Genomic DNA, 19267 nt, shown 5'->3' with positions numbered 1-19267 from the left:
TTCCTGTTTAATACCAGTTGTAATAGCTGTATGACCGGGATTAGTGTAGGTATCTCCTAAGTTGTAAAACTTCTGGAACAGTACGCCTTCAGTGGCCATTTCGTTAGCCATCATCGGGATGTACTTGTAAGTGGAATCCCCCCATGTCTCAGAATATCGTGGGCCATCAATGACTACAATAATTACATTTTCTGTCTGGTAGATTTTTTTTGCTTCAGGGGTTGATTGTTGATCTGAGCATGAAGCAAGAAGCAGAAGCATTAAAAGGCTATATAGACGAACCATAAAGTTCTTATGGGCACAGTAGGTTAAATGCATAGATATTTTACTATGGCTGTAGTAGTATAGATTAAGGTAAAAAGCGCAAAGGGGTACTGTGTACTTTTATGGTAGATACTAAAGTAGATGTAATTTTGTTGCTAAGCTAACAGTGCAAACTCATTATTTCTGTACAAAAAAAGAGCGCCTGTAATCTTTCAATTACAGGCGCTCTTTAAATTAATAATGACAGCTTTTACTGCATCAACAGCTTTAAAGTTGTGCTGCTATTGTTACTGCTGATGTTGATAAAGTATAAGCCCTTCTGATTTTTTGTTAAATTCAGCTCCTTTACTTCTGTTAGCTGATTTACCTTCTCTTCATGTATAATTCTTCCAGTTACGTCGGTAACGGTAATATGAACATTTACTAAGTTCTGAGAAGGTGCTATAAACACCACACCTTGGCTAGGGTTAGGATAGATGCGTGTCTGCTTAAGTTCATTTTCTTTTTCGGAACTGGTGATGGTGTAAGTGAATGGTGCTGAAACTTCAGATATGCATCCGGTTTCATTCACTACTTGCACTGTATAAGTTCCAGGCAGAGGTTCCTCAATCCTTGAATTAACAACATCAAGCATCTCGCCATCACGTGTCCAGATATATTCGTTTCCTTCCACATCGGTCTGTAATACGCCGTTTTCAAATACTATTGCAGGTGCTGTAGGTTGCTCCAGAATATTAACGGTCATAACAGGAGAAGTAAGAGTACAACCCGCATCAGTTGTGTAGGTATAGCTATAATTGCCGGATGCACTTGCTTCGAAGGTAGTTCCTATGGCGCCTTCAATATCCTGGCCATTCAGTTGCCAAACCAGGTTTTTCTCATAGGGTGATGTTTCAAGAATTACCGTCTCACCAGCGCATACAGTCAGATCTCCTTTTGAAGAAATCTCAAGCATATTGTTCGCTTTTACATGAATATCATCAAGCGAAGCTCAGCCCGACTACCACTTATGTCTGCGGATACCTGGAAATAGCGCCAAAGGATCTGTACCAATGGTTTGTCAGCAGTTTCTTCTGGCAGTTGAATGTCTTCAAATCGTTGGCTATGACCAGTTTCATTTCGAACATACTCGATTGGGTTACCCTCTTCATCCAATACATCTATGAAATCACCAGTACCACCCACTCTGTACTGCATCCGAAGAGCATATATCCGGTTGTTTTCAGCTACTGTCCCTCCAGTCCAGGACACAGCCACGTCTTTCATTTGCTCAGTATTGAGCGATAGCATCGCTGCACCGACAAAACCTGTTGTGTTGTCCTGAGAGTCGCTGGTGTTGATAAACGAAACTCCATCTTCTCCCAACCCGTTGAGACGACTTCTTTTTGAGAGGTCATAAGACAGGTTCCACTCTCCGTTCATGATAGCACTTGGGGTTGGGTCTTTCTCAGTAGTGGTGAGAAGGCTGATGTTCGGCGGGAAAGTGCCCGCAGTTGAACTGGCACTCCACTCAGTAAACTCATAAGGCTCACATGCCAGGCTATGGGGTGTGGCAACTGACGTTATTCTCAGATGATCAATGTTGTTATCGATCCATTCTGCTCGTGCAGTAATCCACTTCTTAAGGTTATCAACTTCCCCTTGGTAGGTTGAAGGGATTGGAGCCTGATTTGGCCAAACATACTCGCCTAAGATAGGCCATTTTTCAAAGTTGCGCGCTGCAGATTCTTCCAACATTTCGGCTGTAACATCAATCAGAGCAGGCAGCTGATCAACCTGTGGCTTGATCTCTTTCCAGCGGTTCACATACTTCTCAAGAAACACCTCATCCTTGAACAGTTGCTCGAACCAGGACGCATGGTTTAAGAACCAACCCTCTGTCTTCCAATTATCGGTATAATCAACATTGCCAAACCCAATGTCAAAGTCCCATACAGGGCCGAGTTTTAACTTTTCATTTCTGTCTTTGTACACATACACACTCGAGTTGAGGTCTGCATCATTATTTCTGGCTAATTCATTGATCAAAATCCAGTCAATAAATGAGTCGGCATCGATATACTTCGCATATCCTTTTTCTGGGTCTGCAAAATCGGGTCCAAACAATGCATCTTCGAACTCATTCAGATAGTTGGTAATCCAGGTTATCTGCGCCTCTGTAATCTCATCATCCTTTGGCGACTTATACTCAAAAGATAGTTTAGTTCTATCAGTTGTCAGGTAGTTCTGGCCAGTAATTCTTTCTTTAGGTGTGAGCTCAAGAAGGTAACCACCTGAGATCGCGGGCTCTTCCTGATCACCAGCTTTGTCTGATAGTTTCTTGATCGGCACTCTGTCTGACCCTCTTTTGATATTCTCAGTCAGCAGGTAATTGCCTATGTAATCCTCGTTCATGTACACATCTACAAAGCGAGCTTTGGGTGCATATGTACCGATCATGTTGCTGAAGGTATAGGCGATGTAATTACGCATGAGTGACTTATCAGAATAATTGGCGATAAGAGCCCAGTCTTCTTCTGCCGGCATGTCAAGTATGGCTGCATCAATACCTTTCTGGTCTTCGTTCCACAGCTCGATGCTGTAGGGCTTCTTAGGGAAATACCACCATGATGAATTGCCTCTGCCTCTTATTCCGACCTTACCGTTATACAGACCTTTTGCAGGATAATTTGAGCTTTTACTATTCTTAACAACCATATCGGCCAAGATGCGCTCTTCTTTCGAGTCAATGACTTTGTTGCCTTCTGTTGTGATGTGTACTTCGGCTACTCCGGCATATATTGGAGCCTCAGGTTCTTCATATACATTGCTGCGCCAGGGGTAGGAGTTGTAATGATGGCAAGCAAATCACCCCCATCCGGATAGCGGCCATAACTTACATCATCTCCCAGTTCAATAGCATCGAAGCGGTCAACCAACTCACCATCCATATTGCTTAGCAGTACATTCTCTCCGTCTTTGCCCAGCTTAAAGATAGTGAACAGTTCGTCCTCACTTCCTGCATCGGCAGCCCAAACCAGCAGGAACTGGCCAGGTTCTATAATAACCTGGGGAAATTTCCATTGTAAAGGATTTGATGCCTTATCAGAAAGATAGAAGCCAGCCAGGTTAACAGGTAGCTCACCATTGTTATAAAGCTCTATCCAGTCCTCGTAATCACCAGCCGCGTTGGTGATAGTAGTTTTGTTAGAAGCCATAATCTCGTTCAATACAACTGTTTGAACCGGATTAGTATTTTGCGCTTGAGGTGTGGCAGCGTCAAAGAAGTGCCAGTTATCCCCTCCGTCAGGGTATCTGCCGTATGATATGTCCTCGGGTATGAAAACAGCGGCAGCCTGATCAACTACGTTCCCATCAGGGTCAGAGAGTACTAGCGTTTCACCTTCTTTGCTGATCTTAAAGTCAGCATGAATCTCGTTTTCTATGTCTGAACGTTCTGAAGCCCAAACCAGAAGTCTTGATTTTGCAGCTATTGTTACGGCAGGGAAAGACCACTTTTTAGGTTTATTCGGATTGTCTGAAAGAAAGTACCCTTCCAGGTTAATGTCTTCATCCGACTTATTGTACAGTTCTACCCAGTCATCTGCGCTTTCAGCACTGTTTGAGATCGTATTTTTGTTGGAAGACATGATCTCGTTAATGACAATATCCTGCGAATTGGCAGGTAAGTAAAAGGTTAATAGGGCAATTAAGGTAAGTAATGTCTTCGTAAAAGTTTTTTGCATTTCAGGGCGATTAAGTGAATAATTAAAAGCTATTAGTTTGTAGATAATGTATAGTGATGTATTCATCAGGAATGTCTGATAAATAGCATAAGGTTATAAGTTGCAAAAACTGCATTATAACTTATAAGAGATGAGCTGCTTGCGGAGAGTATACAAAAATAGTATTTAAATACATCTTTGTATCGTTTAGTGGATGTTATGCCATTATTTATTTTATAAGGCATTAATAATCAGTTTATTAAATTGGTCTGTAGACTGACGTTTACTTTCACTCAATTGCAACTGATTTTATACCCTGCCCAAGTGCCGTATCCTTTCCGGCCTTGAAATCCTAAGGCATTAAATTTGCCTCCACATCCAGTGCAATTCCAATGCGCTTTGTCAGCTTCTATCAGAACAGTAAATGCCTATAGCAGAGATTATCGTCGTTCTCCCGCCCGGTGGTACGATGCGCTTGATGTCGCTGTCTGCCCCAGTCAGGCTTGTCTTGCGCCAGGTTATTTAGGTCATAAGATTTCAACAGTCCTCAGGTTTTGCCAAGTGTCGCTAGTCGCCTGGGTTCGATTAGTTGTTGTCGGCCAAGGAGCAGGGTGGCAGCAATGAAGGAACAGGTTGAACTCGTTAAACAAAAAGCCCCGACTGAACTTAATCAGCCGGGGCTTTATAATTGAGAGCGGGCTATACCTACGCTACTTCTTCTTTCTTGCTCATGCGGTTACGCTCGTTCTCGTCGAGGTAGATCTTGCGCATACGCAGGCTCTTTGGCGTCACCTCCAGGTACTCATCCTTCTGGATGTATTCCATGGCTTCTTCAAGCGAGAAGTTCTTGGCAGGAGCGATCTTGGTGTTGTCGTCAGAACCGGAAGCACGCATGTTTGTCAGCTTCTTGCCCTTCTGGATGTTCACCGTGATATCGTTCTGGCGGTTGTGCTCACCAATTACCTGACCCATGTATACCTCTACACCCGGATCAACGAAGAACACACCACGGTCCTGCAGCTTGTCGATAGAGTAAGCTGTGCCCGGGCCTGTTTCCATCGAAATGATAGAACCGTTGTTACGGCCAGGTATAGCGCCTTTGTATGGCTCGTAAGCCAGGAAACGGTGGTTCATGATAGCCTCACCAGCAGTGGCAGTCAGCACGTTGTTACGCAGACCGATTAGACCACGCGCCGGGATGTTGAACTCCAGGTGCTGGAGGTCGCCCTTAGGCTCCATGATCGTTAGTTCGCCTTTACGCATCGACACCAGCTCGATTACCTTACCGGCAGTCTCTTCCGGAACATCTACTACCAGGTGCTCGATTGGCTCGTGGCGCTGGCCGTCAATTTCTTTATAGATTACCTGTGGCTGACCTACCTGCAGTTCGTAACCTTCACGACGCATCGTCTCGATCAGTACTGACAAGTGCAGGATACCGCGACCGAATACCAGGAAGGTATCTTCACGGTCGGTTTCCTGTACGCGCAGGGCCAGGTTTTTCTCAGTTTCTTTGAACAGGCGGTCACGCAGGTGGCGCGACGTCACGAACTTACCCTCTTTACCAAAGAAAGGAGAGTTGTTGATCGTGAAGAGCATGTTCATGGTTGGCTCGTCAATCGAGATACGGGCCAGTGCTTCCGGGTTCTCAGCATCAGCGATTGTGTCACCGATGTCGAAACCTTCTATACCTGTCACGGCGCAGATTTCGCCGGCAGATACTTCCTGTACGGCCTTCTTGCCAAGGCCTTCAAAAACCTGAAGCTCCTTGATACGGCCTTTCTTGATAGAACCGTCCGCTTTCATCAAGCTAATCGGCATACCTTCTTTCAGCGTACCACGGTGCACACGACCGATAGCGATACGACCCACAAAAGAAGAGTAGTCAAGCGAAGTGATCTGCATCTGCGGTGAACCTTCACGGTAAGGGGCAGCAGGGATCACATCGATGATGGCATCCAACAGTGGCGTGATGTTATCAGTTGGTTGCGTCCAGTCAGTGCTCATCCAGCCCTGCTTAGAAGAACCGTACAGCGTCGTGAAGTCCAGCTGGTCTTCAGTTGCCTCCAGGTTGAACATCAGGTCGAACACCTGCTCGTGCACTTCGTCCGGACGGCAGTTTTCTTTGTCTACTTTGTTTACTACTACGATCGGCTTAAGACCAAGCTGAATCGCCTTGCCCAGTACGAAACGTGTCTGTGGCATGGCACCTTCGAAGGCATCCACCAAAAGGAGTACACCGTCAGCCATCTTCAGTACACGCTCTACCTCACCGCCGAAGTCGGCGTGACCAGGTGTGTCGATGATGTTGATCTTAACATCCTTGTAACGAACCGATACGTTCTTGGAAACGATCGTGATACCGCGCTCGCGCTCCAGGTCATTGTTGTCCAGAATGAGGTCGTCAAAGTGCTGGTGGTCAGCAAATAGCTTTGAAGCGTGGATGATTTTGTCCACGAGCGTTGTCTTGCCGTGGTCTACGTGTGCGATAATCGCGATATTTCGAATATTTTGCATTGAATTGATTTTTCGAGGTGCAAAGGTATGAAAAAGCCTTCGCATTTACAGTAGTCCGCTCGAAATAAACAGGTTAGGTAATTATTAAATCTTCTCTCTCAGCATGATGACTGAGGTTATGGAGCAAACATTATGTGTGCTGGCTTTGTTCAATTAGGTATAAAATAATCAAAAGGGGCCTGTTTTTTGCTCTCGTACTACGTAAATAACTGTATGAAAATGTTTTATATCTATACCTTGCTGTTGCTGCTGAGCCTACCCGCCTGCGGACAACAGGACCAACCCATCACCGATTCTGAGGCCATTGTGGCAGGATCGGGGGATGTAAGTGCCACCCAAAACGACAACTCAAAGAAATCAAAGCAAACTTACGAGATCAACAAAACCGAAGCGGAGTGGAAAAAGCAACTTACGCCGGCTCAGTATTATGTGCTGCGGCAAAAAGGAACAGAGCGGGCCTTCAGTGGCAAGTACAATGATCACAAAGAAAAAGGCGTCTATACCTGCGCCGCCTGCGGAAATGAAGTATTCACCTCTGACACGAAGTTCGACTCCGGCACAGGCTGGCCGAGTTTTTTCAGACCGATTTCGTCTAAGAACGTGCGTGAAGTAGCTGACCGTAGCATGGGCATGGTGCGCACCGAAGTAGTCTGCGGTCGCTGCGGCGGACACCTGGGCCACGTATTCGACGACGGACCCAAGCCCACCGGCCTGCGCTACTGCCTCAACTCGGTAGCACTTGGGTTCATAAAAGCGGAGTAGGGTTTTACTCTTGAGTCTTAACTTTCAACTCTTGACTCACATACCCCGTATTTTCTATCCAACACTAACGAGACAACAGACATGAACAAACTACACTCCGAAAGCGGATAATATAGAAAATGTGGCGCAGTGCATCATGGTGCCTTCAGGGAACATAACATAGAGGCTGGCAGCGTGCTGTCGTACCAGGAGCTATACCCATACCTGCAGGAACGCTACCCTAAATACAAAGATGTGCAGAAAGAGGCTGAGCACCACCTGGCCAAACTGGCCTGGGTAACGCCGGCACCCGAGGGGCTAATGCTCACACAGGTTGGTCAGCAGAACCTGAAGGATAATAATTAAGAGTACGTTCTTTTATACTTTTTCATCCGTATACATAGTATAGGGTGTTTTAATCGACATCTTTATTTTACTATTTTAAGATGAAACAAGATGAAAAGGTATAGAAGCTGGATAGGGGGCATCGTGCTGCTGGGGGCCATGAGCTGTACGTCGCTATCGGAAGGAGGGAGAGGTACTTTACCTCCTGATCCTGGTCATACGCAGCGGGTCAGAGTTAGCGAAGGTGATCCGGTACGTAGGCAAATGTATGAGCAGGCAAGCGATATAAATCGCAAGCGCAATATTGAAGAGTACGATCGGAATGCACCAGTTAACCTGCCTCCCGAAGTAAGACCGCTGCAACTGCCCCATGCCCCAGTGGATTCCACACGGCACCGAGTCCTGCGTATACTTCCTACCAGGCCGCCGGTTGGCAATAATAACTAAGGTATAAACAAGAAGCGCTGCCCTTTCAGGCAGCGCTTCTTGTTTATTTTTTCTTTTTGTCTTTATCCTTGTCTTTGCTGCGCAGGTCGCTCACGTCTTCCACTTCATCTTCCTCATCGGCCAGGTGCAATTCGTCTGGCTCCAGGTCTACATAAACTTCATTACCGGGTGGTGTGTTCTCTGACTCACGGTCAGTGCCTTTGGGAGCAAGGTTCTTGCTTACTTTATTTCTGTCCTTGTCCTCGCCCAGATGGCCGCTGTCATTTTTCTTTTCGTGAAAATTATCTTTGTTCTTCATATACTTCAGGTGATTGAGTTCTTGATGATACAGGTATAGCCGGTCTACCGTTTACGTAAAAGTGACGGGCTAGTCAGTTTATACCTGCCATTTTTTTGGAATAGGGACAGTGTAGCCTATCAATCCAACGGGTATTTGTATATTTGCGTTTTTACAAAGACTATGGCTGAAAACTATAAACGATATACTGTAACGGCAGCGTTGCCTTACGCCAATGGTCCGGTGCATATCGGGCACCTGGCGGGCGTATACCTGCCGGCTGACATCTATGTGCGCTACCTGCGCTCGCAGGGCCGAGACGTGAAATTCATCTGCGGCTCCGACGAGCACGGGGTGCCGATCACTATCCGCGCCAAGAAAGAGGGCATCACACCGCAACAGGCCGTGGACAAGTACCACGAGCTAATCAAGAAATCGTTCGAGGATTTTAACGTGTCCTTTGACATCTACTCCCGCACCTCCTCTAAAACGCACCACGAAACGGCTTCTGATTTTTTCCTGAAGCTGTACAATGACGGGAAGTTCATCGAGCAGACCACGCAGCAGTACTACGACGAGAAAGCCCAGCAATTCCTGGCTGACCGCTACATCGTGGGCACTTGCCCGAAATGTGGCAACGAGAACGCCTATGGCGACCAGTGCGAGAGCTGCGGTACTTCCCTTAATGCGACTGACCTGATCAACCCGAAAAGCACGCTGAGCGGCGCTGTGCCGGTAATGCGTGAGACCAAGCACTGGTATCTGCCGCTGAACGAGTACGAGCCCTGGCTGCGCGAGTGGATCGTGGAAGGCCACAAAGGCGACTGGAAGCCCAACGTTTACGGCCAGTGTAAGAGCTGGATCGACCAGGGCTTGCAGCCGCGTGCCGTTACCCGCGACCTTGACTGGGGCGTGCCGGTACCGGTAGAAGGGGCAGAAGGCAAGGTGCTTTATGTGTGGTTTGATGCGCCGATCGGTTACATTTCGGCCACCAAAGATCTGACGCCGGACTGGGAAACCTACTGGAAAGATCCGGAGTCGAAGCTGGTGCACTTCATTGGCAAAGATAACATCGTGTTCCACTGCATCATCTTCCCGAGCATGCTTAAGGCACACGGCGACTATGTGCTGCCAGACAATGTGCCGGCCAATGAGTTCCTGAACCTGGAAGGCGACAAGATCTCCACTTCCCGCAACTGGGCGGTGTGGCTGCACGAGTACCTCGAGGAGTTCCCGGGCAAAGGCGATGTGCTGCGCTATACCTTGTGCGCGAACGCACCGGAGAGCAAAGACAACGATTTCACGTGGAAAGACTACCAGGCCCGCAACAACAACGAGTTGCTGGCCATTCTGGGTAACTTTATCAACCGTGCTGTAGTGCTTACCCAAAAGTACTACAACGGCGAGGTACCGGCCCGCGGCGAGCTGCAGGACTACGATAAGGAGGTACTGGGCGTGCTGGAAGGTATGCCAATGGTGATCGCCACCTATATCGAGCGCTACCGCTTCCGCGATGCTCTTAGCGAACTCATGAACCTAGCCCGTCTGGGTAACAAGTACCTGGCCGACACCGAGCCCTGGAAACTGATCAAGACGGACGAGGAGCGCGTGAAAACCATCATGAACATCGCACTGCAGATCTCAGGCAGTCTGAGCATCCTGATGGAGCCTTTCCTCCCAGAGTCTGCTGCTAAACTGCGCTCTATGCTGAGCATGAACCAAGGCAAATGGGCTGATGCCGGTGCCGCTGAGCTGCTGCCAGCCGGCCACGTGATCGGTACGCCGGAGCTGATGTTCGAGAAAATCGAAGACGCCGCCGTAGAAGCGCAGGTACAGAAACTGCTCGACACCAAGAAAGCTAACGAAGCGGCCAATGCCGTTGTCGAGCCAGCCAAGGAGAACATCAACTTTGAGGACTTCACCAAGATGGACATCCGTATCGGTACGATCATAGAAGCGGAGAAAGTGGCCAAGACCAAGAAACTCCTGAAGCTGAAGATCGACACAGGTATAGACCAGCGCACCGTGGTGAGCGGAATAGCCGAGTTCTTCAATCCAGAGGAGATCATCGGGCAGCAGGTGAGCATCCTCGTGAACCTGGCGCCGCGCGAGATCAAAGGCATCACCAGTCAGGGTATGATCCTGATGGCCGAAAATGCAGATGGTTCGCTAGCCTTTGTACAACCAAGCAAAGAGGTCATGAATGGTGGTACGGTAAGCTAAGCTATACCTGCCCGACACATAAAAAGCCCTTGCCTATTGAAACAGGCAAGGGCTTTTGCTTTATAAAAGTACCGGGGTGCTTTATCCTACCATCACACCTGCTTCTCCGGAAGCCACAACTGGTTGTTTGCGAAGCCGCTCCCGCTCCATGTACTGCACAACGAAGTAGAAGCCTACAGCCGTGATAACAGCCAATCCGCCCACACTCCACCACAGGTGTCAAAGCCGTACTTCGAGGCAATAGTGGTGCCCAGGTATGGTGCTACCACATGCGCAGCAGCGTACGAGATGGTATACAGCCCCATATAAGATCCCCGGTTATTCTCCGTAGAGCGCTCCACCGTGATAGTGGCCATAAATGGCATCGCCAGTATCTCGGACAGGCTCAATAAGAACATAGCCACGTACAGCGTGCTTACTTCCATGTTCATATTCAGCAGTATAAACGAGAAACCCAGCATCAGCATACCAGTCACGATCAGCACTGATTTGCGTACTTTGTCACCGATCAGGTATACGGCGATCATCTCCAGCATAAATACGATGAAGCCGTTGAACGCCAGCAAACTGCCTATGCCTGTTTCAGATAATTGGTATACCTGCCGGTAGTAAAGGGGCAGGGTAGTAATAAACTGAAAGAAGATGGCGGCGAAGCTACAGCACAAAACTGTGAACAGCAGGAAAGGCACGTCCCGGTAAGGCGAGCGTTCGGCAGGTATAGCCTTTTCGGTTTGTTCAGCCTTCTTCTGCTTCGGCTGCGGACGATGACCCTGCTGGTTCCTGAAGTAGAAAAAGAAGAAGATGCCCGCCGAAATACACGTGATGCCATCCGCTATAAACAGCCACCGATAGGAGATAGCCGCCAGAAAACCTCCCAAGGCCGGACCAATGGAAAAGCCCAGGTTAAGGGCCATCCGGTTGAGCGAGAAAGCTCGTGTTACATTCTCAGGTCGGGCGTAATAGGAGATAGAAACTGAGTTCGCCGGGCGCAGGGTGTCGTTTACCAGACTCAGTATGAACACTCCGGCCGCCATGTACTCAAACTGCCTCAGGTTAAGCAACAGGAAGTATAAGCTGCCCCCAACCGTCAGGCTCAGAAACTGTACCTTGAAGTGACCCACCCGATCTGTGAGCCAGCCGCCCAGGAAGGAACCGCACACTGAGCCAAGCCCATAGATACTCAGTATCATACCGGCCTCTTTGAGCGAATAGTCCAGCACCTCGGTCAGGTATACAGCCAGGAATGGCGTTACCATGGCCCCGCTCCGGTTGATGAACATCACCAGCGACATCATCCAGGCAGGGCGGGAGAGGCCTCCGAAAGCATTGCGGTATAAGAGGAACAGGCGTTTCATAGTTGTGGCCGCTGTGCGCGGGTTGCTAAGTATTTCTGTCAGGTATAGGATGGCCCCGTCAGGAGCCTGTTCTTACTTTGTATTAAACTGGTTCATGGTACGCTCCAGTCCGATGCTGCCAAAAGCGATCACGGACTCAGCTGCTTTTTCAATAATGCCCGGCAGGTCGATCTTTTCGTCTTCGCTGAAGTTGCTGAGCACATAGTCTACCTGCTTGCCTTTGTGGAAGGTATCGCCAACGCCGAAGCGCAGGCGCGGGTAGTTGTTGTGGCCCAGGGTCTGCTCAATGTGCTTCAAGCCATTGTGCCCGCCTGCACTGCCTTTGGCGCGGATGCGCAGCTTCCCAAAGGGCAGGGCAATATCGTCGGTGATCACCATCATCTGATCCGGTGTCAATTTCAGGCTGCTGAGCCAGTGGCTTACGGCTTTGCCGCTCAGGTTCATGTAAGTAGTGGGTTTCACCAGCACATAGGTGCGGCCCTTGCTCTTGATCTCAGTCACGAATGAGTGGCGACCTGTGTCAAACTTTGCATCAAATTTCTGCGCCAGGTAGTCCAGCACCATAAAACCGATATTGTGACGCGTCTCCGCGTATTCCGGGCCGATATTGCCAAGGCCCACGATCAGGTATTTCATACTTGTATCTTCAATGCTCGCTGCCGCCTCTTGTTTAAGGCCCAGCCATTGTTTTAGCTTTGTAATAGGTGAATTGCTCAATGGTTAAATTGTTAAATGCTACAGTTTTAAATTCTGGAAACCCAATTTACGCCTGTGCACCAAGGTGATAGGATATGAACCGTATTTCTGATGTAGCGGGCGACAATTTAGCAATTAAACCATTTAGCCATTTAGGAGAAACAAAAAATCCTGCCCTGCTCGGAGCAGGACAGGATCTTGAATGCTTTTGAAGCAACAGTAATTATTTCTTACCGCCGCGAGCTTCTTCAGCCTGTGCGCTCTTAAGAGCACGTGGAATCGTAACAGTTGCTACCGGAGCAAGTGGGTTGGTCAGGATCTCGTAGTCACCTTTCGCAATCTTGCTTACTTTGATAGACTTGCCAAGCTCCAGGTCAGAGATGTTCACCTCGATATAATCCGGAAGGTTAGCTGGAAGCGCCTTGATTTTCAGCTTACGCAGCTTAGTCACAAGCTTACCACCTACCATTACACCAGGAGAGTTACCAACGAACTTAACAGGAACGTCGATTTTTACTTCTTTGTCTTCTTGCAGTTGCAGGAAGTCAACGTGAAGCAGCATTTCGTTTACTGGGTGGAACTGTACGTCCTGAAGGATCGCTCTGTAGTGCGTGCCTTCGATATTCAGATCAACTTCGTATACTTCTGGAGAATAAACTAAGTCTCTGAACAGGATAGCTGGGGCGTAGAAGTGAACTTGCTCAGTGCCGCCATACAACACACCTGGTACATAAGACTCATTGCGCAGCTCTTTCGTCTGTGCTTTACCGAGATTTGCTCTTTTAAACCCTATAATCTCTAAAGTTTTCATAAAAATGAATTTGTTAAATTTTTGAAGGCACAAAGGTATGGATTTAATTGCTTATTGTTAAATTGTTAATTGTTTTTTTCTTGAATTGTACAATTAACCTAACAGGCAGGCATTCAGTCACCTTTGCAGACTACTTTATTATTATTATCAACGCTGGTCATCAATTGCTGAGAAACAACAATTAACAACCAGCAATTAAAAATTCAACTTATATAAACAGCGAGCTGATAGACTCGTGTGTCACTACGTTGTTGATGGCGCGGGCAAACAGCTCAGAGAACGAAAGCACTTTGATCTTGGAGCAATCCTGGCGCAATGGAATGGTATCGGAAACCACAAGTTCTTCCAGTACGGAGTTCTCGATACGCTCGTAAGCCGGTCCTGACAGTACCGGGTGCGTGGCGATAGCGCGAACCGTCTTGGCACCTTTGTCTTTCAGGAGTTTAGCTGCCTGTGTGATTGTGCCGGCAGTGTCTACCATGTCATCCACGAGTACCACGTCCATACCTTCCACGTCACCGATCACCTGCATCGAGGCGATCTCGTTAGCGCGTTTGCGGTGTTTGTCGCAGACAACCATTTCAGCACCGAAGTTTTTGGCAAAGGCTCTTGTTCTTACCACACCCCCCACGTCAGGAGAAGCGAAGATGAGGTCGTTTCCAAGGTTGAGGCTGCGCAGGTAAGGCACGAAGATGGCAGAACCATCCAGATGATCTACCGGAATATCGAAGAAGCCCTGGATCTGGCCGGCGTGCAGGTCGCATGTCATCAGGCGGTCAGCACCTACTGACTGGATGGCGTTGGCCAGCACTTTTGAGCCGATGGAAACACGGGGCTTGTCTTTGCGATCCTGGCGGGCATAACCGTAGTAAGGCATTACCACGATCACTTTGTGGGCTGAGGCACGCTTGGCGGCATCTACCATCAGCATAAGCTCCATCAGGTTGTCGGCTGGCGGAAACGTGGACTGCACCAGAAATACTTCTGCACCGCGAACGGATTCATTGAAGTGTGGTGCCATCTCCCCGTCACTAAAACGTAAAAGCTCAAGGTCGCCGAGTTGCGTACCGTAAGCGGCTGCGATTTTTTCAGCTAAGTACTTGGAGGCGGAGCCAGCAAAAATTTTTACCTGTGGCATAATAATGCTAAATGTTTGAAGGGTTTGGTTTAGGTTATTATGCCTGCAAAGCTACGAAATTCCGCAGATATGCTACTTGATATTTCTGATTTTTAATTAGTTAGGCAGGAGGGTGTAAAGCAAAAAAGGCAACCCGCATCGCTGTGGGTTGCCTTTTTAAGTTGTCCGACCAGGTTTCGAACCTGGACTCTTCTGAACCAAAATCAGACGTGTTGCCAGTTACACCATCGGACAAGCTACCTACTAGATTTCAGGGTGGAAGCCCCTTCGTCGTTCAGTGATGCAAAGATAGGCAGGCTATTTTAAACTGCAAACATTTGCCTCAAATTTTTTTGAAAAATATAGTCCAAAATCTGCTTTAGCGCCTTGTCCTAGTACTTTTTGGCTACACTTTTGCCATCCAAAAGTTTGCTTTGGTAGGAGCGAACAGGAGCTGATTCGGTGCTTAATTGAGTGAAATTCACAGTCTTATTCTGTGGCTCTTTGCCAGATTTGACCAACTTCTTTGCCCGGTCCTGAGCTGTGGGGCAGCGCTGGCGCAGGCTAAAAAAAAATTTCAGGAGCTGATGTTTTTTAGTCCCATTGCCGGATTCAGGACTTAAGGTATAGCAGATGCAGGGCGAAACAAGCAAAGCAGCGCCCTGAGATGCGGCAGGTACTCTATTAAGTTCAAGCACTCCTTGTCATGACAAATAAGGTATAGCTTAAAGCGATGGGTGTCAATGTGGATAAATATAACTGATTTTATGGTCCTTGCGTGTCACCAACTGGCAAGTCCTGCGTAAAGAACCTTGCTAAATCTTCCAATTATGTATTCATCTACCATGACGGTCAATACTGACATCATTACCACTACCTGCGGACGTGAGCTTGACCTTAGCCGCACTGAGCTGATCATTGAGCGTTCCAACAGCCTTTTCAGTTATAATATCCATAAACTGAATTCGGGCGAATATGTGATAGCAGAGAAGTTCTTTGCCAACCTTTTAACAACCGCTACATCCTGCTCAATGACGAGCAGATCGAGATGCTGAAACATTTGTAGTGCTTTTGACGAATAAGGAGTTTGTCTTTAGAACAATTAAACAAGATTACGCTTACAATTATGTTTAAATTTTTAGCCTTCCGCTTATTCCGGGCCATCTGGGCTCAGATTCTTTAAAATTTAAGAAACACTCTAAAAATACCAGGCCATCTCCGCCATGCACTGTTTGTTAGCAAGCTGCGCATGGCGGAGATGGCTTTTTAGGGGCGTTTGCAACAGGTATACCTCCGTCTGCTAAATAATGACCTTACTTATTGGTAATGATGCGTTTAAGTATTATGTTCACAGTTATTAACTGTGGTTCATTTTAAGTCATTGCTATGAAACAGGTTTATCTTTTACCCATGTTACTATGTGCCGCTATAGGTATGGAAGCCGTACGTGGTGCCGGACCTGCTCCGTTTAAGGGAGAGGGTGCTTCTTTTAATGTTTCTGAATTGATGGTCTCCTCTCAGGATACTATTGTGAAAGGGCAAGACTCTACGAAGGTGGCCTATGTGCGGGAGGATGACCCAAAAATGAAAAAGAAAGCCCCGACTGTTAAAAAGACCAGGATCTCTTACAAACGGGATGTACAGCGGGCCTCATTGTCCAAGCAAAGCGCGGAGGGCAATATGATTGATGTCATTGTAATGCAGTCAGGCCGTGTGTTGCGTAACCTAGAAGACGTGCAATTAGCTGGCAGCAGCGGAAATCAATTGGCTTCACAGAATTTTGTAGGTTTCGAAAACATGGTGATTCCCTTCGAAGGCACCGTCCGGTTCAGGGCATCTAATCAAATGGGTACTGCCACCTACGACCGCGAAGTGCGCTTCACTATTATGGAACAGGGGCGCTGGGTGTTGAGGATCGATCTTTAGTCAGGTATAATGCTGTACCTGTCGCAGGTATAGCTTTATAAAGAAACAGCCGCAGTGAGAATCATCTCGCTGCGGCTGTTCTGTGTTTCAGGGTTTGTGCTCTACTCTTCGTCAGGGGCTGCTAGAAATCCATTTCGTCGCTTGTTGCCCACGTTTTCAATCTCACGGTTAATCTCCTTGATATCTACTGGCTGCGAGAAGTCGCCTAACAGGTGCTTGGTGAAGTAGTCTCCCATCATCCAGAAGAAATACTCGGTCATGTCGCCGAAGCCGTGGCGTTGGCCCGGCAGCAGCACAAAATCGAAGCGCTTGTTGGCTTTGATCAGCGCATTGGCCATACGGATGGTGCCTGCAGGGTGCACATTGTTGTCCACGTCGCCAGTTGCCAGCATCAGGTGTCCCTTCAGGTTTTGAGCCAGGTCCGGGTTTTTCTCGATGGCATACACGAAGGTCGTGTCACCTTTAGGCGAAACCACCTCTTTCACGCCGTGGTGCTTTTCACTCCACCAGCGGTTGTAGATGTTGTTTTCGTGGTTACCTGCTCCCGATACCGCTACTTTAAAGAAGTCAGGGTATACCAGCATAGCCGCCGTAGACATAAAGCCACCACCGGAGTGACCAGTTATACCTACACGGTCGATGTCGATGAAACGGTGGCGGTCGCCCAACTGCTCAATAGCGGCTTTCTTGTCAGCCAGACCGTAGTCACGCAGGTTGCCGTAGCCGAAGGTGTGGTACCACTTAGAGCGGGCCGGATGACCACCGCGGTTACCTACAGTGACTACCACAAAGCCCAGCTGCGCCAGGCGGTCGATGCGGTCCATGCTGCGGCCGAATGACTTGTTCACGGCCTCTGTCTGCGGGCCTGGGTATACGTAAGCGATAATCGGGTAGGTCTTGGTTGAGTCAAAGTCAAATGGCTTGTACATCACACCATAAATGTCGGTAATGCCATCATCTGCCTTCACCATGAACGGCTCCGGGAATTTGTAGCCAGTTGTCATCAGGCGGCTCAGGTCGGCTTTCTCCAGATCCATCACCTTGCGGCCTTTCGTGTCGTACAGCGCTGATACAGGTACGGTATTCACGCGCGAAGCCGTGTTCACAAAATAGGTGTTGTTGTCGTTCAGACTGATGCTGTTGTCAAAGTTGCCTTTGTTGAGAAGTGTCATGCCGCTGCCATCGAAATTGATGCGGTAGAGGTGCATCAGATAAGGGTCTTCGCCGTTTTCACGACCATTGGCTGTGAAGTAAAGCACGCGGTTTTTCTCGTCTATACCTACCAGGTCCTCTGCATGGAAAGAACCGCTCGTGATGCGGTTTTTCAGGTTGCCTTTGCCATCATAAAGATAGAAGTGTCCCCAGCCATCACGCTCAGACCAATGGATGATCTCGTTGCCACCCTTTACCAAGCCGATGCGGTTCATGTCGATGTAAGTATTGAAGCGCTCTTCGATAACAGGCGTTACTTTGCCTGAAGCGATGTCCAGCTCACATACGTCGATCTTTTTCAGGTCGCGGCTGGTTCTAGTAAAGTATAGCTTGTCTTTGGTGCCGTGCCACAGGTTGGGGCGGTGCTCATCGTCACGCTGCTTCTGCAGGGCAGGAGCAGGCCACAGCGACAATTCCTGGTCTTTGAAGGCTGCCGTGTTGATGCGTTTCTGCGTTTTGTTGGCAAAGTCGAAGATCAGCAGCTCTCTTTTAGGTGCTTCTTTCTCGCCTGGCATCTGGTACTTGTAGGTTTCCAGTGCAGGGCGACCATTAGCGGTGTGGTGCAGTACCCACAGGTCTTTCACCTTGCGCTCGTCTGTGCGAACCATGGCAAACTGCTTCGAGTCCGGTGACCACAGGATGAAGGCTGGCTTGCGGTTCTTCTTGTTCTTCTCGCGCTCCACGTTCGTTTCGCCACGAGAGTCGCCATAGGTATAGTACTCCACGCCGTCTTTGGTGAGCTGGTGCTCTACAATGGTGGAGTCTTTCTCGTTCTTCAGCGCCTTTTCATAGTTCGCTTTATCCATCCAGTAGAGGTTGTGCTCTTTGGCGTAAACCACTACTTGCTGGTCAGGGGAGATAGAGGCCCAACGTGGCTTAGACTTCGGCTTTTCAAAGTCTTTCAGCTCCACCACCTGCCCGGTAGCCAGGTTATAGCGGAAGTAAAAAGTCTTTTTCTCCAGCGAGTCAGCGGCTTTTTTGTCGAGGCGGTCTTTCTTCACCTGGTCGATCGAACTCTTGATCTCAAACTGTACACTCTTTTCATCTTCAGTGAACTTCAGGTTTTTAATAGGCAGGTGCTGCGCATCAAAAGGGTCCTGCACGATCATGGTCACGGCAGAGGCTACTTTAGCATTGTCGAAAAGCAGTTTTTTAGACTTGGCGGCAGGATCTACGATGTACCAGTTCTTGCCATTGCTGGTTTCGTACTCATACCAGAAGCGGTCGGAGTTCTTGAGCCAGTGCGGGTCGAGGTTAGTGGTGAAAATAAGTTTCTCCAGCTTTTTGGGTGAGAAGCGGGAAGCAAGCTGGTAATTCCCCTTAGTCGGCGTACCAGACGGCTGTGCCTGTACACTGATGCCCGCTATCAGCAGCATAGCGAGAAGGTAAATTTTCTTCATGAAAAGGTTGGTTTGGTTGAATAGATCAGGTGAACAGGTATAAGCCGCTCGGTAGGTATAGACTAAGGCTTAGCCAGGAAGTTTAAAGGCCTGGTATAAAATATTGCGAGGAGGCGGTAGTTCACTGACACGCGGTCAGCTATGTTTTGTACCCAGGCTGCTACCATTTGATTTTGAGTAAGTTAAAACTTTTTGGGGTGTTGTGTGGAATTGTCCCTTTTATACATTAGTT

Annotated in this window: 17 protein-coding genes, 1 tRNA gene and 1 pseudogene; 6 read left to right on the top strand and 13 right to left on the bottom strand. The window is 48.2% G+C overall.

The features are described from left to right. The 5 genes and pseudogenes from O71_RS25685 to typA all read right to left on the bottom strand — a co-directional run. Positions 1-261, bottom strand: a pseudogene (locus O71_RS25685) (hypothetical protein); the annotation flags it as partial. Positions 262-514: 253 nt separating this feature from the next. Continuing rightward, positions 515-1219 (bottom strand): T9SS type A sorting domain-containing protein, encoded by a 705-nt coding sequence (locus O71_RS13070; protein WP_007657524.1) that lies wholly within the window; start codon positions 1217-1219, stop codon positions 515-517. Between the two features lie 11 nt (positions 1220-1230). Next, a complete protein-coding gene (locus O71_RS13065; protein ID WP_007657523.1) occupies positions 1231-2961 on the bottom strand; it encodes a CotH kinase family protein in 1731 nt (576 codons plus the stop codon). 68 nt (positions 2962-3029) lie between these two features. After that, a complete protein-coding gene (locus O71_RS13060; protein WP_081490499.1) occupies positions 3030-4055 on the bottom strand; it encodes a lamin tail domain-containing protein in 1026 nt (341 codons plus the stop codon). 618 nt (positions 4056-4673) lie between these two features. Next, the gene (typA, locus tag O71_RS13055; protein WP_007657521.1) at positions 4674-6485 is read right to left on the bottom strand and encodes a translational GTPase TypA; all 1812 of its coding nucleotides are present in this window, start codon (positions 6483-6485) and stop codon (positions 4674-4676) included. A gap of 213 nt (positions 6486-6698) precedes the next feature. Here typA and msrB point away from each other — a divergent pair, with 213 nt between their 5' ends. The 3 genes from msrB to O71_RS23920 all read left to right on the top strand — a co-directional run bounded on the left by msrB (position 6699) and on the right by O71_RS23920 (position 8018). Beyond that, positions 6699-7247 carry a peptide-methionine (R)-S-oxide reductase MsrB gene (gene msrB, locus O71_RS13050; protein ID WP_007657520.1) on the top strand — a complete coding sequence of 183 codons (549 nt, stop codon included), beginning with the start codon at positions 6699-6701 and terminating at the stop codon, positions 7245-7247. Between the two features lie 129 nt (positions 7248-7376). Next, entirely contained in the window at positions 7377-7592 is a 216-nt protein-coding gene (locus O71_RS13045) for a hypothetical protein (protein WP_007657519.1), read from the top strand. Between the two features lie 90 nt (positions 7593-7682). Then, positions 7683-8018 (top strand): hypothetical protein, encoded by a 336-nt coding sequence (locus O71_RS23920; protein ID WP_143731781.1) that lies wholly within the window; start codon positions 7683-7685, stop codon positions 8016-8018. Between the two features lie 43 nt (positions 8019-8061). Here the strand turns inward: O71_RS23920 and O71_RS13040 are convergent, their stop codons facing one another. Continuing rightward, a complete protein-coding gene (locus O71_RS13040; protein WP_007657516.1) occupies positions 8062-8316 on the bottom strand; it encodes a hypothetical protein in 255 nt (84 codons plus the stop codon). Between the two features lie 162 nt (positions 8317-8478). Here O71_RS13040 and metG point away from each other — a divergent pair, with 162 nt between their 5' ends. Next, on the top strand, positions 8479-10518 hold the full coding sequence (gene metG, locus O71_RS13035) for a methionine--tRNA ligase (protein WP_007657514.1): 2040 nt from the start codon (positions 8479-8481) through the stop codon (positions 10516-10518). An 81-nt stretch (positions 10519-10599) separates the two neighbouring features. On the opposite strand, the gene O71_RS26525 is transcribed toward metG, so the two are convergent. From O71_RS26525 to O71_RS13010, 6 genes are all read right to left on the bottom strand, one after another. Next, the gene (locus tag O71_RS26525) at positions 10600-10722 is read right to left on the bottom strand and encodes a hypothetical protein (protein WP_255345390.1); all 123 of its coding nucleotides are present in this window, start codon (positions 10720-10722) and stop codon (positions 10600-10602) included. After that, complete coding sequence (locus O71_RS13030; protein WP_007657512.1) at positions 10692-11873, bottom strand: MFS transporter; 1182 nt, start codon at positions 11871-11873, stop codon at positions 10692-10694. Before O71_RS13030 ends, O71_RS26525 begins: the two co-directional genes overlap by 31 nt. 72 nt (positions 11874-11945) lie before the next feature. Then, positions 11946-12509 carry an aminoacyl-tRNA hydrolase gene (pth, locus tag O71_RS13025; RefSeq protein WP_040574263.1) on the bottom strand — a complete coding sequence of 188 codons (564 nt, stop codon included), beginning with the start codon at positions 12507-12509 and terminating at the stop codon, positions 11946-11948. A gap of 283 nt (positions 12510-12792) precedes the next feature. Next, positions 12793-13380, bottom strand: a complete 588-nt coding sequence (locus tag O71_RS13020) for a 50S ribosomal protein L25/general stress protein Ctc (protein ID WP_007657508.1) — start codon at positions 13378-13380, stop codon at positions 12793-12795. A gap of 208 nt (positions 13381-13588) precedes the next feature. Beyond that, complete coding sequence (locus tag O71_RS13015; RefSeq protein ID WP_007657501.1) at positions 13589-14518, bottom strand: ribose-phosphate pyrophosphokinase; 930 nt, start codon at positions 14516-14518, stop codon at positions 13589-13591. Between the two features lie 161 nt (positions 14519-14679). After that, positions 14680-14752: transfer RNA gene (locus tag O71_RS13010), tRNA-Gln, on the bottom strand. Positions 14753-15327: 575 nt separating this feature from the next. Here O71_RS13010 and O71_RS23915 point away from each other — a divergent pair. Both O71_RS23915 and O71_RS13000 read left to right on the top strand, forming a co-directional pair. Then, positions 15328-15552 (top strand): hypothetical protein, encoded by a 225-nt coding sequence (locus tag O71_RS23915; RefSeq protein WP_155800880.1) that lies wholly within the window; start codon positions 15328-15330, stop codon positions 15550-15552. A 355-nt stretch (positions 15553-15907) separates the two neighbouring features. Further along, positions 15908-16423, top strand: coding sequence for a hypothetical protein (locus tag O71_RS13000; protein WP_007657499.1), 516 nt, complete (start codon positions 15908-15910; stop codon positions 16421-16423). Positions 16424-16524: 101 nt separating this feature from the next. Here O71_RS13000 and O71_RS12995 read toward each other — a convergent pair whose 3' ends face one another. Next, complete coding sequence (locus O71_RS12995; protein ID WP_007657498.1) at positions 16525-19035, bottom strand: DPP IV N-terminal domain-containing protein; 2511 nt, start codon at positions 19033-19035, stop codon at positions 16525-16527. Positions 19036-19267 lie beyond the last annotated feature (232 nt).

Origin of the sequence: Pontibacter sp. BAB1700 (genome assembly GCF_000277005.1) — a bacterium.
Lineage (GTDB): Bacteria > Bacteroidota > Bacteroidia > Cytophagales > Hymenobacteraceae > Pontibacter > Pontibacter lucknowensis.
The sequence above is the reverse complement of the archived record's forward strand: the minus strand, read 5'-3'. Positions and strand labels throughout refer to the sequence as shown.

Bases quoted from the DNA above. Each gene is read 5' to 3' on its own strand.
- O71_RS13070 (WP_007657524.1), bottom strand. From the start codon at position 1,219: ATGCTTGAGATTTCTTCAAAAGGAGATCTGACTGTATGCGCTGGTGAG.
- O71_RS13065 (WP_007657523.1), bottom strand. From the start codon at position 2,961: ATGGTTGTTAAGAATAGTAAAAGCTCAAATTATCCTGCAAAAGGTCTG.
- O71_RS13060 (WP_081490499.1), bottom strand. From the start codon at position 4,055: ATGAATACATCACTATACATTATCTACAAACTAATAGCTTTTAATTAT.
- typA (WP_007657521.1), bottom strand. From the start codon at position 6,485: ATGCAAAATATTCGAAATATCGCGATTATCGCACACGTAGACCACGGC.
- msrB (WP_007657520.1), top strand. From the start codon at position 6,699: ATGAAAATGTTTTATATCTATACCTTGCTGTTGCTGCTGAGCCTACCC.
- O71_RS23920 (WP_143731781.1), top strand. From the start codon at position 7,683: ATGAAAAGGTATAGAAGCTGGATAGGGGGCATCGTGCTGCTGGGGGCC.
- O71_RS13040 (WP_007657516.1), bottom strand. From the start codon at position 8,316: ATGAAGAACAAAGATAATTTTCACGAAAAGAAAAATGACAGCGGCCAT.
- metG (WP_007657514.1), top strand. From the start codon at position 8,479: ATGGCTGAAAACTATAAACGATATACTGTAACGGCAGCGTTGCCTTAC.
- O71_RS13030 (WP_007657512.1), bottom strand. From the start codon at position 11,873: ATGAAACGCCTGTTCCTCTTATACCGCAATGCTTTCGGAGGCCTCTCC.
- pth (WP_040574263.1), bottom strand. From the start codon at position 12,509: ATGAAATACCTGATCGTGGGCCTTGGCAATATCGGCCCGGAATACGCG.
- O71_RS13020 (WP_007657508.1), bottom strand. From the start codon at position 13,380: ATGAAAACTTTAGAGATTATAGGGTTTAAAAGAGCAAATCTCGGTAAA.
- O71_RS13015 (WP_007657501.1), bottom strand. From the start codon at position 14,518: ATGCCACAGGTAAAAATTTTTGCTGGCTCCGCCTCCAAGTACTTAGCT.
- O71_RS23915 (WP_155800880.1), top strand. From the start codon at position 15,328: ATGTATTCATCTACCATGACGGTCAATACTGACATCATTACCACTACC.
- O71_RS13000 (WP_007657499.1), top strand. From the start codon at position 15,908: ATGTTACTATGTGCCGCTATAGGTATGGAAGCCGTACGTGGTGCCGGA.
- O71_RS12995 (WP_007657498.1), bottom strand. From the start codon at position 19,035: ATGAAGAAAATTTACCTTCTCGCTATGCTGCTGATAGCGGGCATCAGT.